The sequence below is a fragment of the Belnapia sp. genome, assembly GCF_059504005.1.
This window is the reverse complement of record NZ_JCACHU010000052.1, coordinates 1-16670: the sequence shown is the minus strand read 5'-3', so window position 1 is coordinate 16670 and position 16670 is coordinate 1. Positions and strand designations below refer to the sequence as shown.

Genomic DNA, 16670 nt, shown 5'->3' with positions numbered 1-16670 from the left:
GCGGCAAGGGAGCAAGCGGCGATGGCAGGCCTCGTGGGACCCCGATTCGGCGCGCAGCCCGGCGCGGCCCGGCAGCTCGTGGTGGTGCTGCACGGGCTCGGCGCGGATGGGCAGGACCTCATCCAGCTCGCCCCCGACTGGGCGGAGGCGCTACCGGAGGCCGCCTTCATCGCCCCCGACGCGCCCGATCCCTGCGACATGGCGCCCCATGGCCGGCAGTGGTTCAGTCTCCAGGACCGCACCCCCGCCGTGATGGCCGCCGGCGTGCAAGGCGCCGCCGCCGCCCTCGGCCCGCTGGTCGAGGCGGAGCTCGCCCGATTCGGCCTGCCGCCCGCGGCGCTGGCGCTGGCCGGCTTCAGCCAGGGGGCGATGATGGCCCTTGAGCTCGGCCTGCGCGGCCGTCCCACGCCGGCCGCCATCCTCGCCTATTCCGGCGCGCTGCTCGGGCCCGAGTCGCTGGCGGCCGGACTCGCCGGGAAGCCCCCGGTGCTGCTGGTCCATGGCGAGGCCGACGACATCGTCCCCGTCGCCGCTGGCCGCGCGGCGGAGGCGGCGCTGCGGGCCGCCGGCGTCCCGGTCGAGGCCGTCTATCGCCCGGGCCTCCCCCACGCCATCGACCCGGCCGGGATCGAGGCCGGCAGACGGGCCCTCGCCCGGGCCTTCGGGATGACAGCGGCATGAAAGAAAGCCGCCAGCCTGTTGCGCCGCATCAACCGGACTGGCAAGAATGCGACAGTAGATCGGCGGCGCCACAGGATATGGGGCCTTTCCGCCGAGACAGGCCCCATGGCTTGTTGGCACCGCACCGAACAGGGAGCGGCGCTTGCCTGACGGCGATGGTTATCTCGATGGGGTGAACGGCCCGTCCCGCGTGGCGGAGGCTCCGGGGCGATCATGACCCATGTCTCCAACCTCCAGACCCTGGTGCTGAATGCGGACATGCAGCCGCTCAGCTGGGGTCCGCTCTCCGTCTGGTCCTGGCAGGACGCGCTGGTCGCCGTGCTGCAGGACCGGGTGAACCGCATTGTCGACTACGAGATCGAGGCGCATTCGGCGAGCCAGTCCTTCGCCATCCCCTCGGTCGTCGCGCTGAAGCGCTTCCACAAGCGGCGGAAGGTCGCCTTCACCCGCTACCACGTCTTCCTGCGGGACCGGTTCAGCTGCCAGTACTGCGGCGAGACGCTGCCGGCGAAGGAGCTGACCTTCGACCACGTCGTGCCGCGCAGCAAGGGCGGCGTCTCCTCCTGGACCAACGTCGTCACTTGCTGCCAACGGGACAACCTGTTCAAGGGCAGCCGCTCGCTGCGGGAAAGCGGCCTCCGCCTGCTCTGCACGCCCATCGAGCCGACGCCGCACCAGATCGACGAGGCGGCCAAGCGCCAGGCCCCGCGCGAGAAACTGCACCGCACCTGGCAGGACTTCCTCTACTGGGATGCCGACCTGGAGGCCTGAGGGCCGGGCTCAGCCGCGGCCCATGGCCGGCCCGTGCGGGTCATGCGCGACGCGCCGCAGCCGCCAGCCGAGGCCGATCAGCACCGCGCCCGTCGCCACGGCCTGGATGGCGACCAGCCAGATCAGCGCCAGCAGCCCCGCCCCCGGCGCCGCGATCATCCAGGCGCCGATGAAGACCGAGATCGCCCCGAACAGCCCCATCAACACGCTGCCGAGGCGGAACGCCATCACCAGCCGCACCACGCCGGTCACGACCGACCAGGCCGCCACCAGGAAGACCAGCCCGATCGCCGAGGCCACCGGCAGCAGCAGCAGCGCCGCCGCGGCCACCAGCGAGAGGATGCCGTCGAGCCAGAACCAGGCGCCATGCCGCTCCGGCGGCCCCTTCACCGCCTGGTACAGCGTGCCGACGCCGTCCAGCACCATCCAGGCCGCAAGCGCGCCGAGGATCACCGCGAGGCCGAGCCCCGGCACCAGGAAGGCCAGCAGGCCGAAGAGGATGGCGAAGACGCCGCGCAGGATGAACATCCACCAGCCGCGCGCCATCATCCGCACCAACGGGAAGCGCCCGGTGAGGGTCATGGGTCCGGGATGGGTATCGGTCAGGGCCATGGCGGCCTCCCTTGCATGCGCTGGCGCATGTGACGCGCGAGGGCCGTCCGAGGCCAAGCTCCTCCTGGTGACAAATCCGTAGGGGATGGGAGAATTTCACGCCACCGGGTAAAGGATCGACAAAAGGGGAAAGGTCTTGGGCTGACCAGGCCCGCCGCACCCCCCGATGGCGGCAGGAGCCCACCCAGTATGAGTACCAACCTTCCCCCCGAAATCCCGCCCGGCGCCCTCGACGACCAGACCGCCGCCCGGGTGGAGGCGCTGATCGAGGAGGAGGAGGGCGCGCAGAACCGCTTCTCCGGCTGGCTCGGCTGGGTCGGCACCGGCGTCGCGCTGGCGATGGCGCTGTTCCACCTCTGGGCCGCCTGGGACATCGTGCCGACGACGACGCTGCGCTTCGTCCATGTCGGCTTCGCCATGGCACTCGGCTTCCTGCTGTTTCCGGTGGCGCGGCGTTTCCGCCACCGCTTCATGCCCTGGGACTGGCTGCTGCTCGCGGCCGGCCTCTACGTCACCTGGTACCTCATCGCCGGCGGCGACGACCTGCTCGACCGCTACGTCTTCCCCGAGCCGATGGACCTCGTCGTCGGCTGGATCCTCGTCGTCCTGGTGCTGGAGGTGACGCGGCGCGCGACGGGCTGGGTGATGCCGGTCGTCGCCGGCCTCTTCATGCTCTACGCCTTCTTCGGCGACCACCTGCCGCCGCCCTGGCGCCACCAGGGCTACGGGACGGAGCGGCTGATCCCGCACCTCACCATAACGCTCGACGGAATCTTCGGCACGGCGGTCGATGTCTCGGCCAGCCTCATCATCCTCTTCACCATCTATGGCGCCATCTTGCAGCTCAGCGGCGCCGGCAAGTTCTTCGTGGACTTCTCCTTCTCGGCGACCGGCGGCAAGGCGACCTCGGCAGGGCGGACGGTGGTGCTCTCCTCCTTCCTGCTCGGCGGACCATCCGGCTCCGGTGTCGCCACCACCGTGACGCTCGGCACCGTCGCCTGGCCGATGATGAAGCGCGTCGGCTACCGGCCGGACGATGCGGGCGGGCTGCTCGCCGCCGGCGGGCTGGGTGCCATCATCTCGCCGCCCGTGCTCGGCGCCGCGGCCTTCCTGATCGCCGAGTATCTGAAGATCGGCTATCTCGAAGTGCTGCGCATGGCCATCGTGCCGACCGTGCTCTACTACGCCTCGCTTCTCTTCATGGTGGAGCTCGACCAGCGCCGCATCGGCGCGAAGCACGCGGCGGCCGGCACGGAGCGCGAGGTCATCCAGGTCGAGAGCCCCTGGGCGCTCACCAAGAAATACGGCTTCCACTTTTCCTCGCTGCTGGCGATCGTGGTCTTCATGGTGCTCGGCTACTCGCCGACGCTCTCCGTGCTCTACGCCATGGTCGTCGCCGTGCTGCTCTCCTTCCTGAGGCGGGAGAGCGCGCTCTGGCCGCGCAAGCTGGTCGAGGCGCTGGCCTCGGGCGCGGTGCAGGCGGTCGGCATCGCCGCCACCTGCGCCTGCGCCGGCATCATCGTCGGCGTCATCACCCTGACCGGGCTCGGGCTGAAATTCTCCGAGATCGCCATCCAGGCCGCCGGCGGCAAGCTTGTCATCACCGCGCTCTACACGGCGCTGATCGTCTGGATCGTCGGCCTCGCCGTGCCGGTGACAGCCAGCTACATCATCTGCGCCGTGGTCGCCGCGCCGGCGCTGATCAAGCTCGGCGTGCCGGACTATGCGGCGCACATGTTCGTTTTCTACTACGCCGTGCTCTCCGAGGTCTCGCCGCCGACCGCGCTCTCGCCCTTCGCCGCGGCGGCGATCACCGGTGCCGGCCCGTACCGGACGACGCTGCAGGCCTGGAAATACACCCTGCCCGCCTTCGTCCTGCCCTTCGTCTTCGTCACCGACCCGGACGGCGTCGGCCTGCTGCTCGCCTTCAAGCCGGGGATGGGCTGGGGCGACGTGGCGTTGCAGATCTTCCTTGCCGCGGCCGGCCTCGCTGCCCTCTCGGCTGCCTGCCAGGGCTTCGCCCGCCGGGCGATGGCGGGGTGGGAGCGGGCGGGCTTCGCCGTGGCGGGGCTGCTGATGATTTTCCCGGCGCTGGTGGAGGCGGCCTTCGGCAACGCGGTGCCGGCGCCGCATTGGATCGGCGTGGCTGTGGGTGCCGTGCTACTGGCGATGCAGTGGAAGGGTGCGTCGCGGGCGGCAACCGCTTGACGAGGGGGGCCTTGCCCCCCTCGGACACCCCCACCAAAGACCGGAAGGCCTTTGGAAACCTTTAGTTCACAGCGCCCTGTGGGCGATGTCGCGCCGGCAGAATCCTTCGGGCCAATCGATCAAGTCGGCCGCCTGGTAGGCTGCATCCCGCGCCCCACGCACGGTCTCGCCGACTGCGGTGACGCCCAGCACCCGTCCGCCATTCGCCAGCACCGCCCCGCCGGGGCCTGCCACGGTCCCGGCGTGGAAGACCTCCACTCCCGGCACCGCGGCCGCCCGGTCCAGCCCGCGGATAGTCGTCCCCTTGCGATAGGCGCCCGGATACCCCTCGGCCGCCATAACCACGACCAGGCTCGGCCGCGTGTCCCACTCCAGCGCGATCTCGCCGAGCCGCCCCTCCGTCGCCGCGAGCAAGGCGTCCAACAAATCCGACCGCAGCCGCACCATCAGCGTCTGGCATTCCGGATCGCCGAAGCGGACATTGAACTCGATCAGCTTCGGCCCCGCCGCCGTCAGCATCAGCCCGGCGAAGAGCACCCCGCGGAAGGGCGTCCCCCGCCGCGCCATCTCGGCGAGGCTCGGCCGGATCACCCGCTCCATCACCTCCGCCTCCAGCGCCGGGGTGAAGGCGGGCGGCGGCGAGTAGGCGCCCATCCCGCCGGTGTTCGGCCCGGTATCGCCATCGCCCACCCGCTTGTGGTCCTGCGCCGCGCCGAGCGGCACCGCCGTCTCCCCGTCGCAGAGGGCGAAGAAGGAGACCTCCTCGCCCAACAGGCACTCCTCGATGACGACGCTCGCCCCGGCCGCGCCGTGGATTCGGCCCTCCATGATGTCGGCGATCGCCGCCTCCGCCTCGGCGACGCTCGCCGCGACGACGACGCCCTTGCCGGCCGCCAGCCCATCCGCCTTGACGACGATCGGCGCCCCGCGCTCCCGCACATGGGCCTTGGCCGCCGCCGCATCCTCGAACCGCGCCCAGGCCGCGGTCGGCACGCGGGCGGCATCCGCCACCTGCTTGGTGAAGGTCTTGGAGCCCTCCAGCGCCGCCGCCGCCTGGCTCGGCCCGAAGACCCGGATCCCCGCCGCGGCCAGCCTGTCCGCCAGCCCGAGCGTGAGCGGCGCCTCCGGCCCGACCACGACGAGGTCGACCGCCCTCTCCCGCGCCGCCGCCACCAGCCCGGCGACATCCTCCGCCCCGACCGGCAGGCACTCCGCCACCGCGGCGATCCCGGCATTCCCCGGCGCGCACCAGAGTTTCGTCAGCCGCGGCGACCGGGCGATGGCCCAGCACAGCGCATGTTCCCGCCCGCCGCCGCCGACCACCAGCACCTTCATCGCCGCACCCTCCAAACCGGGGCGCCTCTAGCATAAGCTGGGGCGATGGACACACCTGCACCCCATGGCGCCTCTCGGCCGAACATCCCCGAATTCGCCGTCTCCGAGATCGCCGGGGCCATCAAGCGGACCCTGGAGGAGAGCTTCGGCCGGGTGCGCGTGCGCGGCGAGATCACCGAGCTCAAGCGCTACCCCTCCGGCCACATCTACCTCTCCCTCAAGGACGAGCAGGCGAAGCTCGAATCGGTCATCTGGAAGACCTCGGTCGGCCGCCTCGCGGTAAAGCCGGAGAACGGCATCGAGGTCATCGCCACCGGCCGCATCGGCACCTACGCCGACCGCTCGAAATACCAGCTCGTCATCGACCGGCTGGAATTCGCCGGCGAGGGCGCCCTCCTCGCCCGCATCGAGATGCTGCGGAAGCGCCTGCTGGAGGAGGGGCTGTTCGACCCCGAGCGCAAGCGCCGCCTGCCCATGCTGCCGGCCACCATCGGCGTGGTGACGAGCGAGCGCGGCGCTGTCATCCAGGACATCCGCACCACCATCGCCCGCCGCTTCCCGCGCCGCATCCTGCTCTGGCCCGTGGCCGTCCAGGGCGGGGGCGCCGCCGAGCAGATCGCCGCCGCCATCCGCGGCTTCGGCAAGCTGCAGGGGGCGATGCGCCCCGACGTGATCATCGTCGCCCGCGGCGGCGGCAGCCTCGAGGACCTGATGGCCTTCAACGAGGAGATCGTCGTCCGCGCCGCGGCCGAGAGCCCGATCCCCCTCATCAGCGCCGTCGGCCATGAGACGGACACGACGCTGATCGACTTCGCCTCCGACCGCCGCGCCCCAACCCCCACGGCCGCGGCGGAGATGGCGATTCCCGCCCGCACCGACCTCCTCGCCGACCTGGCCCAGACCGAGGCGCGCCTGCTCCAGCTCGGTCGCGCCCTGGTGGAGCGCGCCCGCCGCCGGCTGATGCTCGCCGAGCGCGGCCTTCCCGACCTCCCCAACATTCTCGGCGCCATGCGCCAGCGCCTGGAGGACCGGGGCGAGCGCCTGGGCCTCGCCCTCCCCGGCCTCGTCCAGCGGAAGCGCGGCGAGCTCGGCCGCCTCGCCCCCCGCCTGCCGCATCCGCGCGAGGGCATCGCCGCCCGCCGGGCGATGATCGCCCTGCTCAAGGCGCGCGGCCGCGCCGCTTGGGGGCGGATCGAGGTACGCGGCCGCACCGCCCCGCCCCTCGCCCGCTTCGGCTCCGGCCCGGTCGAGGCGCTGCTGCGCGAGAAGCGGCTGCGGCTAGAGGGGCTGGTGGCGCGGCTCGACAGCGTCTCCTTCCAGTCCGTGCTGTCGCGCGGCTTCGCCCTGGTGCGGGATGCGGAGGGCGAGCCGATCACCAGCGCCGGCGCCGTTCCGGCCGGCGGCCGGCTGGTGCTCACCTTCGCCGATGGCGAGGCGCAGGCGACCGCCGACGGGGTCAGGGCAGCGCCGAAGCGTCGGGCGCGGGACAAGCCGGCGCAGGAGACCCTGCTGTGATCCTCCGCCGCACAACCCTCGCCCTTCCCGCGCTGCTGCTGGCCCGCCCTGCCCTCGCCATCTCCACCGAGGGCCTGACCCAGGGCGGGCTGGTCCGCGGCCGCGTCGCGCCCGGGACGCGCCTGGCGCTGGACGGCAAGCCCCTCCGCGTCGGGCCGGGCGGGGAATACGCCTTCGGCTTCGGCCGCGACTATGCCGCGGAGGCAGTGCTCACCATGACACCCCCCGGCGGCCGGCCCGAGTTGCAGCGCCTCGCCATCGCCCGGCGCGACTGGCCGGTCCAGCGCATCACCGACCTCCCCCCGGGCCAAGTGACGCCGGACCCGGAGGCGCTGCGCCGCATCACGGCCGAGCGCGAGCGCCTGGCCGCCGCCCGCGCCACCGACAGCCCCCGCACCGACTTCGTCGCCGAGTTCCTGTTGCCCACGCATGGCCGGATCAGCGGCGTCTTCGGCAGCCAGCGCATCCTGAACGGGGAGCCGCGGCAGCCGCATTTCGGCTTCGACATCGCCGCCCCGACCGGCACGCCGATCGTGGCGATCGCCGCCGGCCAGGTGGTGCTGGCGGCCGAGTTCTTCTTCTTCGGTCGCCTCACCGTCATCGACCACGGCCATGGGGTGAACAGCCTCTACGCCCATCAGTCGGCTCAGGAGGTCGCCGAGGGCGAGCGCGTCGCCGCCGGCCAGCGGATCGGCGCGGTCGGCGCCACCGGCCGCGTCACCGGGCCGCACCTGCATTTCGGCCTGTCCTGGTTCTCGACCTGGCTGGACGCCCAGCCCGTCCTGCCGCCCGTCACCGGGTGAAACCTGGGCCCCGATCCGCGGTTCACACCCCCGAGACCCATGAGGAGCGCCCCGCATGAGCGGCACCGAAGCCTTCGCCCAATACCCCAGCCTCAAGGGGCGGGTGGTGCTGATCACCGGCGGCGCCAGCGGCATCGGCACCTCCATGGTCGAGCATTTCGCGGCGCAGGGCGCGCGGGTCGCCTTCCTCGACTTCGACCGGGAGAACGGCCCGAAGGTCGCCGAGCGCACCGGCACCCTTTTCCTCCCCTGCGACCTCCGCGACATCGCCGCCCTGCGTGCCGCCATCGGCGAGGTCCAGGCGAAGCTCGGCCCCGTCACCGTGCTGGTGAACAACGCCGCCCGGGACGATCGCCACGGCTGGGAGACGGTGGAGCCCGACTACTGGGACGAGCGGATGCAGACCAACCTCCGCCACCAGTTCTTCTGCGCCCAGGCCGTGGCGCCGATGATGATCGAGGCGGGCGGGGGCTCCATCGTCAATCTCGGCAGCGTCTCCTGGATGAAGGCCCAGGGCGGCATGCCCGCCTACACCACGGCGAAGGCCGCCATTCGCGGCCTGACCCGCGGCCTCGCCCGCGACCTTGGCCCCAGCAAGATCCGGGTGAACGAGGTGGTGCCCGGCTGGATTTTCACCGAGCGCCAGCTCGAGAAATGGGCGACGCCGGAGGCCGAGGCCGAGAACATGGCCCGGCAGTGCCTGAAGGAGCGGCTCTACCCGCCGGACATCGCCCGCACGGTCCTCTGGCTCGCCGCCGATGACAGCCGTATGGTGACGGCGCAGCATTTCGTCGTGGATGGCGGCACGGTCTGAGGCCGGTCACCAGCCGGCCGGCGCGGCAGCCAGGCGCCGCAGGCGTCCGCATGATGCCGGCAGGGGCGCGCTGCCTCGGGTCCGGCAGCGCCACGCCGCGTGCTCGGGAACGCGGCAGCTTCGCGCCTGTGCCTCCGTTGGACGCGACCAGCGGGTTCGAGACCATGCCTATTCTCACTAATCTGTGTTATGCTCGGCCGATCGAGGCCCGCATGACGGCGGGAGCGGCGAGGTCGGCTGGGTTCGCATGACGATGTCCCCGACATGGGCGGGGACGGCTCATGCCTGGGGGGACGGGCATGGATCGCCTGAATGGGTTCGTTAAGACCAACAATATTTGCGGGCAGGAAGTATCCTTCTTCGTCCGGGACGAAGGCGACGTCATCCAGCGCTACCACGCCTCCGGCCAGTTCTATGAGATGGAAGAACTCCAGATCATCGCCGAGTTCTTCAAGGCGGGCGGCATCTTCGTCGATATCGGCTCCAACATCGGCAACCATTCGGTCTATGTCGGGAAGTACCTTCACCCGAAGCAGATCATCGCCTTCGAGCCGAATCCCCCCGCCATCGCAGTGCTGAAGATCAATCTCCAGCTCAATGGCCTGCAGCGGATCATGGACCTGACCCATCTGGGGGTCGGCCTGGCCGACACGACCTGCCGCGCGCATGCCTGGGTGCCATCCGACAACCTCGGCGGAACCCGGCTCGACACCAGCATCACGGACGGCGCCCTGGTCCTGATCCGCGGCGACGATGTCCTGGCGCGACGCGCGGTGGATTTCCTGAAGATCGATGTCGAGGGCATGGAGATGAAGGTCCTGGCAGGCCTCGAGGCGACGATCGCCGCCTGGCGCCCGTCGATCTTCATCGAGATCGAGGATTCCAACGCCGAGGAATTCCTCGCCTGGACCGAGGCCCGTCACTACCGGGTCCAGCGCCGGTTCCGGCGCTACGACAACAACGAGAATTACATGCTCGTCCCGGTCGAGAGGGCTGCGGATTGAGCTCCGCGGACCGGCCGCCGGCAGGGCGTCACGACGGCGGCCAGCCCAGGCCGGTGATCCTGCTGCGGACCAATGCCGCAAGCCAGGCGCAGCATGACTTGGTGGAAGGGCTGCGCCGTTCGACCGGCCTCGCGGTCTGGCTGGTGGCGGACGAGACGGCGCAGGTGGTGGAGCAGGGCCCCGCCTCGGGCAAGATCGCGCTCACGCCCGGACGGCTCCATGAGCTCGGGCTCCTCGCCGCGCCTGACGCGATGTGGCGGTGCGGCGACTACGCCCTCTACGCCGCCGCCGCGGCGCTGCCGGAGGCGACGCAGTTCTGGATGGTCGAGCCGGACGTGCGGATCCACATGCCCGAACCCGGCGACTTCTTCGCCTTCTTCCAGCAGCATTCGGAGGTCGACTTCCTGGCATGCCGCCTGTGGGAGACGAATGCCGGCTGGAGCTGGTATGCCAGCATGAAGCCGTATGCCGAGCGGATCTTCTCCTGCCTCTTCCCGCTGACCCGCTTCTCCCGGCGGGCCCTCGATTTCCTGCTGCTGCGGCGACGGGCGCTGGCGGCGCTCCACCAGGCCAGCCTTGCCGGGGGCGAGGCGCGGGAATGGCCGAATGACGAGGTCTTCTGCGCGACGGAACTGCTCAATGCCGGCTTCCGCTGCATGGACTTCAACGGCTTCGGGCGGGATTTCTACACGCGGGAGACCTTCGGCTTCCTCGAGGCCGTGGCGCTCAGCCGGCTCGCGCGGATGCCGCATGACGGGATGATCTACCACCCCGTGCTGGGCGGCGAGCAGCTCGACCGGAAGCTGCGCCAGCGCCTCTACCACGATGTCCAGGACGGCCTCCCGCGAGCACATCTCCTGGCGCGGTACGGAGCCTTGGTGATGGAGGATCTGGCCCTGGAATGTGGCGAGGCGGCCGCCTTGCGTTTCGCCGACGACCTCGCCAAGGCCGCCGGCGGCGCCCCGGCGGACATGCCGACGGGCTGACCTGCACCGCTCCTGCCGAAGCCCTCAGCCGCTGACCCGCACCGGCGTCAGGTCCTGGAACCAGGACCGCGCCTGCACGAAGCCCTGCACCCGCCGGCTCATCGCACGCGGGTTGAGGTCATGTGCGACGAAGAGGAAGAGCGCGTCGTCAACGATCCTCGCATGCAGCTCGGCGACCAGCCGGGTCTGCGCCGCCGGGTCGAATCCGGCGAGGATCCGGCCGATCAGCGCGTCGTAGTCCGGGCTGGCGAAGCCGCCCCAGTTGTTCCCCGCCGGCGGCGCCAGGTCGGAGCGGAGGAAGCGGATCATCGCCGTGAAGGGGTCGATCGCGGTGAAGGAGATGTTGATCCCGGTGATGCCGCGGTTGGAGGGCGCCTTCCACCCGTCGCGCCATATGGTCAGCAGCGTGTTCCACTCGAAGACCTCGAATTCGACCTCGATGCCGGCCTCCTTCAGCATCTGCTGCAAGGCCTCGTTCATCGCCATCGGCTGCATTTGGCCGGAGCCGCTGGTGGAGATGCCGATCTTGGTCCGGAGCGGGTTGCGCGGCGAGAACCCCGCCTCCGCCATCAGCTTCCGCGCCGCCGGCAGGTCGTAGGCCCATTTGAACCTGGGCACGCTGTTCCACGGGTCGCCGAGCGGCAGCAGCCCGGCCCCCTCCTCCATCAGCCCGCCGAGCATCCCCTTCATCGCCGCCCGGTCGATGGCGAGGTTGGCGGCGCGCCGCACCCGCAGGTCGCGCCAGGGCGAGCCCTCGGCGGTCGCCAGCTGCCAGGTCCAGTTGTGCGGGTACTGGTTGGTGACGATGGTGAAGCCCGCCTGCTTCAGGCTCGGCACCGCATCCGCCGGCGGTGCTTCGATCCAGTCCACCTGGTTGGAGCGCAGTGCGGCGACGCGGGTATTGGGCTCGGCCAGCGGCAGCAGCACCAGCCGCTCGCATTGCGGCACCCGCTTCGCGTCCCAGTACCCGGCATTGCGGGTGAGGACGGCACGCTCGCGGATGCTGAAGCTTTCGAGCTTCCAAGGCCCGGTGCCAACGGCCTTCGCCATATAGGCGTCCCAGTTGCGGCCCGCTGCCTCCCAGGCGCCCTGGTGGACGATGCCGATCCAGCTCACCCCGTAGGGCAGCGTGCTGTCGACGGTGCGGGTCTGGATGACGACCGTGTGCTCGTCCACCGCCTCCCAGGCGGAGACGGTCGGCACACGGACGCGGCCGAAGGCGGCGGCGCGCTGGTCGAAATGCGGCGCATCCGTCTTCAGCACCCGGTCGAAGGAGAAGACCACGTCCTGGGCGGTCAGCGGCTTGCCGTCATGGAACGTCACCCCCTGGCGCAGGGTGAAGGTCCAGCGCTTCGGATCGGCGGGGTCGACCTTCCATGCGGTGGCGAGGCCGGGGACGAGGGTCGCTGGCGCGTCCGCCTTCGACAGGTCCCAATGCACCAACTGGTCGTAGAGGGTGACGCCCATGAAGCGGTGGCCCTCCGCACCCTGGTCCGGCACGCCATTGGTCAGCGGCACCGCAGCGGCGGTCATGCCGACGCGCAAGGTGCCGCCGGCCACCTGGGCCTGGGCGAGGTCGAAGGGCAGCGTGGCGGCGGCGAGCAGGGTGCCAGCGCCGCGCAGCAGCCGGCGGCGCCTCAGATGCATGGTCATGGTGATCCTTCGCTCCCGGAGGTCCGGCCGCTGCCATGCAAGATCGCCGCCACTGGCCGGCCGATGCCGGCGCGAGCGTGGCCAGCCCGGCATTGCCGGTCGCGCCGGTCAAGACCCGGCCCGGCGAAGTCCGGTCCGCCATGGACCGCCCGGCGCGACTGCCAGCCGCCGGAGCTCCGGCTGCACCGGGGGAAGCTTAACCAGGGCCGTGAGCCTGCTTCATCCCGTTGCCGCAGCGACGGGCCCCGCCGCGGCCGCCCGTCCCCGTGGCGCGTTACGGCTTCGGCACCAGGCGAAGCCCATGGGCCGGAAAGCGCGGCGCCGGCTGGCCGGGCTCCGCGCGCTCGGTCCAGCGGGTGACGGCATCGCCCTCGCAGTCCTGGACGAAGGGGAACCAGAGCGACTCGCCCGGCCGATCCGGTGTCCGCACCATCAGCACGAACTCGTCGAACTGGTCGTCTGGCAGCCTCCCGCCCTGCCAGGCGATCTCCCGCACCGCGGCGGCGGCCGCGCCGTCTCCGCCGCGACCCGGTGCCGGCTCGCCGGGCAGGATGGCGCGCGTCCATCCCGGCTTCGGCGCCGGCCGTACGGAGGTGAGGTTCTCGGGCACCAGCAGGCGGATCCCCGTGGTCGCCGCCCCGGAGCAGCCATGCGGCACGCGGATGGCAAGGCGGACGTAGCTGCCGGCCGGCGCCTCCGCAAGATCGAGGGTGACATGCGCCGCCGCCGGCAGGGCGGCGCATCCCAGGAGCAAGGCGAGGCCGGCGAGGCCGCGACGAGGGCTGATATCCAACCCTTTCCGGAGGAGCGGCAGGGCGCGTAGACGCGCGATGGGGGACCTGCGCCGGATCATGCGGCGCCTCCCCTAGCACGCAGGCCGCCCGGCGGCCAACCGGGGCCTATCCGCCGGCCGCCGGCCTGGGCTAAGCCGCCCGGGTTCGAGGAGGGCACGAATGCCGCATCCCACCAGCCAGCGCCAGGAAGAGGTTGAGGCTGCAACCGCGCTCGCCCTCGAGGTGGCGCCCCTGCTCGACGCCGTCATCCTCACCCATTACCGCGACGCGGACACGCTCGACCTCATGCGCCCGGGCGAGACCGAGCTGGAAACCGTCCAGGCGGTCAACCGCGCGGTGGCGACGGAACTTGACCTCGAAGGGGTAGAGGTCATCGTCCAGCGCGCCGACCGCGCCGCCTTCCGCCGCTGGATGCAGGGCCGCGACGACGCGCCCGCGAGCCGCCGCGCCTGGATCGACCGCCAGCGCCTGGTCCGCGGCGCCGCCGCCCTGCGCCTGCTCGGCCTGGAGATCGAGGAGGATGAGGCCGGTCCCGAGCCGCCCTCCCTCGGCCGCGCCCCTGGCCCGGCCGCCGACCGCCTGGTGGCCGCCTATTTCGAGGATGGCGACCAGTTCCGCGACCTGACGCAGGAGATCCTCGAGGCCGGGCGCCTCGACATCCTCGACCTCGCCGCCCGCAAGATCGCCGAGCGCCAGGGCGAGGACGGCCAGGCCGAGCTTGGCCGCGCCCTGCTGGCCATCGCCGAGGGCGGCGCCCTGGGCCCCTCAGGCTGGGCCGCGCTGGTCGCCCTGCCCGTGGCCCTGCCGACCGGCCGGGCCCCCGACGCCGCCGCCCTGGCGGAAAGCCTGCTCGCCACCGGGTTCTTCGCCGAGACCGAGGAGGTCCGCTTCCTTCCCGGCTGGCGCTCGCCGGAGGCGCTGGCCGGGCTCGATGCCGCGGCGATGCGCCACATCCTGCTCGACCTGGCCGAGGGGCGCGAGCCTGCCGAGCTGCCGCCAGGCGATACGGACGACCTCGCCCGCCATGGCTTCGGGCTGCTGCTCGGGGTGCAGCTCGACTGGAGCATCCCGACCTGGGAGCAGATCGCCGCTGCCGGCGGCCTGCCGGAGGACCCCGACCCGGAGGCAGAGGAAAGGCGCCGCGCCGCCGTGTTCCAACGCTGGCGGAATGCGGCCTTCCGCGAGCATGGCGGCTGCGTCCCGCTCGAGCTCGTGCCGCCCTCCGAGGTTGGGGGCGAGATCGCCGATTTCCTGGCCGAGGCCGGCGACCCGCCGCCGCTCAGCCACCCTTGACGCCGCCGGCCAGGACCTCCGGCTGCGGGGCCGAATCAGCTGGGTTTTCCCGCGGCCGTCCTCGCCCGCCCGGCTCACTTCGACCGCGCAGCGGCGCTCGCCGAGGCTGCCGGCCTCGACATCGAGGAAGACGTTCAAGGCCGCGGGAGCAAACTCCGCTGGGACAGGATCATCCGATCGGAGGTATTGGCCGACCAAACAACACGCCAGAGCGACTTCAGTGAGCCAATGTGAACGGATGCCGGTTGTCGGCGGTCACATAAGCTGACACAGGATGGCTCCTAAACCGGTGGATTTCTTGGAGCCCACCGAGCGCACATGATGACACGCTGATCACGATTAGTGAGACTGAGCCTACTCTGGAGCGCGTTTCTTGACACCAGTCCAGTTGAGGCAAGTGTCGCCTTGTGCGCCTCTGCTCCAGTCTCCTCCGCGCCAATGTGCTGGCGCAGGCAAACGGCCCGTCCCCGATGGGCGTCGATGGCCCTCTCGATTGCTGACACCGCGGCCGCCTGCGCGCCTCTTTGCTGGCACCGGCGAGCGTGCAGGACGGAAAAGATGACATTGGCGCGCCACTCAAAGCCTATTCGCAGGACCTGCGGAGGCGCGTTTTGGCAGCGGCGGACGAGGGTGAACGGGTCGGCCAGATCGCTGCCATGCTGCGGGTGAGCGTGTCCTAGGTCTCGAAGGTCCTATCGCGTCGCCGGCTGACCGGGCAAACGACGGCGCAGCCGCAGCGCTGTCACGTCACGCCAAAGCTGAGCGGGCAGCTTCTGGCGATCCAGGAGCATTTGCGCCAGCATCCAGACGCGACGATCGCCGAGCTCCGCGCCTGGCTGCTCGAGACGCAGAAGATGTCGGCCAGCACCGGGCTGATGCACAAGACCCTGGCCGCGCTTGGCCTGACATATAAAAAAAGTCTCTCCACGCGGCCGAGCAGGCGCGGAAGGACGTCGCCAAGGCACGCGATGAATGGCGAGCGCAGCAGCCCAAGCTAGCCCCATCGAGGCTGGTATTCATCGATGAGACCTGGGTGAAGACCAACATGACCCGGCGCTACGGCCGGACCAAGCGTGGCCACCGCCTGGTAGCTGCCGTGCCGCACGGACACTGGAAGACCACGACCTTTGTCGGCGCGCTGCGCTGCAACGGCCTGACCGCCCCGATGGTCATGGACGGGGCGATCAACGGCGATCTGTTCCTCGCCTATGTTGAGCAGGTGCTGGCGCCGACGCTCAAGCCAGGCGATGTCGTCATCATGGACAATCTGCGGGTCCATAAGATCGCCGGCGTTCGGAATGCCATCGCGGCAGCCGGCGCGACGCTGCTGTTCATCCCACCCTACAGCCCAGATCTCAATCCAATCGAGTTGGCCTTCTCCAAGCTCAAGGCGCTGCTCCGCGCCAAGGCGATCCGCTCCGCCGACATGTTGTGGACAGCATTGGGCGAGCTCTGCAGCAGCTTCAGCCCCGCAGAGTGCGCCAACTACTTTCGCCATGGCGGCTATTTCCAGTCAGCCTGAAACCGCTCTAGCTATACAATCAATACCACTGGCCATGCAGGCGAGATCGATGAAGGCGGCGACAGGGACGGAGTAGGTCCTTCCTGCTATCTCCGGGAGCTTCCTCGGTTGATCGCGCCAGGCTGCTTAGGTCTGAAGTCCGAATCCGGACCCGCTCTACCGCCCGTCCTCGCGGTTTAGCCGGCTGCTGAAATTCCCTCCTACGACCTGCCTCGACTTGGGCACTATGGCGGCTTCGGTAGTTCCCGGTTGGAGTGAGCCTTCTGCTTCTCCTGCTGGGAATGATCCTTGAGGTTTTCTCGATCATGCCGCTGTCCATGCCGATGCTGCACCCGCTCGGCATCGACCCGGCGCGTTTCTGCGTCAGCTCGACGAGGAACATGGAGAGCGGCTGCTAACGCCGTCGGTTGGGCTGAAGCTCTTCATCCTTGCGGGCATCCTCCGTCCCCCGTTGCCGGAGGTGATCCGCGCCATTTGGCCGTTCCTTGTGCTGATCGCCGCGCCTCTGTTTCTCGTCACCTGTGGTCCCGCTATCTCCATGACCCTACCCGACCTCGTCAATGACTGACGGCTCCGGCCGCCTTTAACATAAGCGCAGTTCGACTTGAGTGTGGGGTGGCCACAGCAGACTGCACGCCGAGCTACGCCAGCGCCCGATCCAGCAGTGCCTTCCCGCTGA

General features: G+C 70.6%; 13 protein-coding genes and 1 pseudogene. 10 read left to right on the top strand and 4 right to left on the bottom strand.

What is annotated here, in order from left to right:
- Positions 1-21: 21 nt before the first annotated feature.
- Positions 22-681: an alpha/beta hydrolase gene (locus AC5JJ1_RS08600; protein ID WP_495784698.1), complete on the top strand. Its 660-nt coding sequence runs from the start codon at positions 22-24 to the stop codon at positions 679-681.
- Positions 682-894: 213 nt separating this feature from the next.
- Positions 895-1452: an HNH endonuclease gene (locus AC5JJ1_RS08595; RefSeq protein ID WP_495784697.1), complete on the top strand. Its 558-nt coding sequence runs from the start codon at positions 895-897 to the stop codon at positions 1450-1452.
- Between the two features lie 9 nt (positions 1453-1461).
- Here AC5JJ1_RS08595 and AC5JJ1_RS08590 read toward each other — a convergent pair whose 3' ends face one another.
- Complete coding sequence (locus AC5JJ1_RS08590) at positions 1462-2064, bottom strand: HdeD family acid-resistance protein (RefSeq protein ID WP_495784696.1); 603 nt, start codon at positions 2062-2064, stop codon at positions 1462-1464.
- A 189-nt stretch (positions 2065-2253) separates the two neighbouring features.
- Between AC5JJ1_RS08590 and AC5JJ1_RS08585 the strand changes: the two genes are divergently transcribed.
- On the top strand, positions 2254-4272 hold the full coding sequence (locus AC5JJ1_RS08585) for a TRAP transporter permease (protein WP_495784695.1): 2019 nt from the start codon (positions 2254-2256) through the stop codon (positions 4270-4272).
- Positions 4273-4338: 66 nt separating this feature from the next.
- On the opposite strand, the gene purD is transcribed toward AC5JJ1_RS08585, so the two are convergent.
- Positions 4339-5607: a phosphoribosylamine--glycine ligase gene (gene purD / locus AC5JJ1_RS08580; RefSeq protein WP_495784694.1), complete on the bottom strand. Its 1269-nt coding sequence runs from the start codon at positions 5605-5607 to the stop codon at positions 4339-4341.
- A 45-nt stretch (positions 5608-5652) separates the two neighbouring features.
- Here purD and xseA point away from each other — a divergent pair, with 45 nt between their 5' ends.
- The 5 genes from xseA to AC5JJ1_RS08555 all read left to right on the top strand — a co-directional run bounded on the left by xseA (position 5653) and on the right by AC5JJ1_RS08555 (position 10729).
- The gene (gene xseA / locus AC5JJ1_RS08575) at positions 5653-7122 is read left to right on the top strand and encodes an exodeoxyribonuclease VII large subunit (protein ID WP_495784693.1); all 1470 of its coding nucleotides are present in this window, start codon (positions 5653-5655) and stop codon (positions 7120-7122) included.
- Positions 7119-7925 carry a M23 family metallopeptidase gene (locus AC5JJ1_RS08570; RefSeq protein WP_495784692.1) on the top strand — a complete coding sequence of 269 codons (807 nt, stop codon included), beginning with the start codon at positions 7119-7121 and terminating at the stop codon, positions 7923-7925. The genes xseA and AC5JJ1_RS08570 overlap by 4 nt, the downstream gene beginning before the upstream one ends.
- 55 nt (positions 7926-7980) lie before the next feature.
- Complete coding sequence (locus AC5JJ1_RS08565) at positions 7981-8739, top strand: SDR family NAD(P)-dependent oxidoreductase (protein WP_495784691.1); 759 nt, start codon at positions 7981-7983, stop codon at positions 8737-8739.
- 299 nt (positions 8740-9038) lie between these two features.
- Positions 9039-9743: an FkbM family methyltransferase gene (locus tag AC5JJ1_RS08560; protein WP_495784690.1), complete on the top strand. Its 705-nt coding sequence runs from the start codon at positions 9039-9041 to the stop codon at positions 9741-9743.
- Between the two features lie 53 nt (positions 9744-9796).
- Positions 9797-10729, top strand: coding sequence for a hypothetical protein (locus AC5JJ1_RS08555; protein ID WP_495784689.1), 933 nt, complete (start codon positions 9797-9799; stop codon positions 10727-10729).
- A gap of 24 nt (positions 10730-10753) precedes the next feature.
- Here AC5JJ1_RS08555 and AC5JJ1_RS08550 read toward each other — a convergent pair whose 3' ends face one another.
- A complete protein-coding gene (locus AC5JJ1_RS08550) occupies positions 10754-12382 on the bottom strand; it encodes an ABC transporter substrate-binding protein (RefSeq protein ID WP_495784688.1) in 1629 nt (542 codons plus the stop codon).
- Positions 12383-12656: 274 nt separating this feature from the next.
- Positions 12657-13235, bottom strand: a complete 579-nt coding sequence (locus AC5JJ1_RS08545; protein ID WP_495784687.1) for a YcnI family copper-binding membrane protein — start codon at positions 13233-13235, stop codon at positions 12657-12659.
- 100 nt (positions 13236-13335) lie between these two features.
- Between AC5JJ1_RS08545 and AC5JJ1_RS08540 the strand changes: the two genes are divergently transcribed.
- Together AC5JJ1_RS08540 and AC5JJ1_RS08535 are read left to right on the top strand one after the other, a co-directional pair.
- Positions 13336-14469 (top strand): hypothetical protein, encoded by a 1134-nt coding sequence (locus AC5JJ1_RS08540; protein ID WP_495784686.1) that lies wholly within the window; start codon positions 13336-13338, stop codon positions 14467-14469.
- 563 nt (positions 14470-15032) lie between these two features.
- Positions 15033-15991, top strand: a pseudogene (locus AC5JJ1_RS08535) (IS630 family transposase).
- Positions 15992-16670 lie beyond the last annotated feature (679 nt).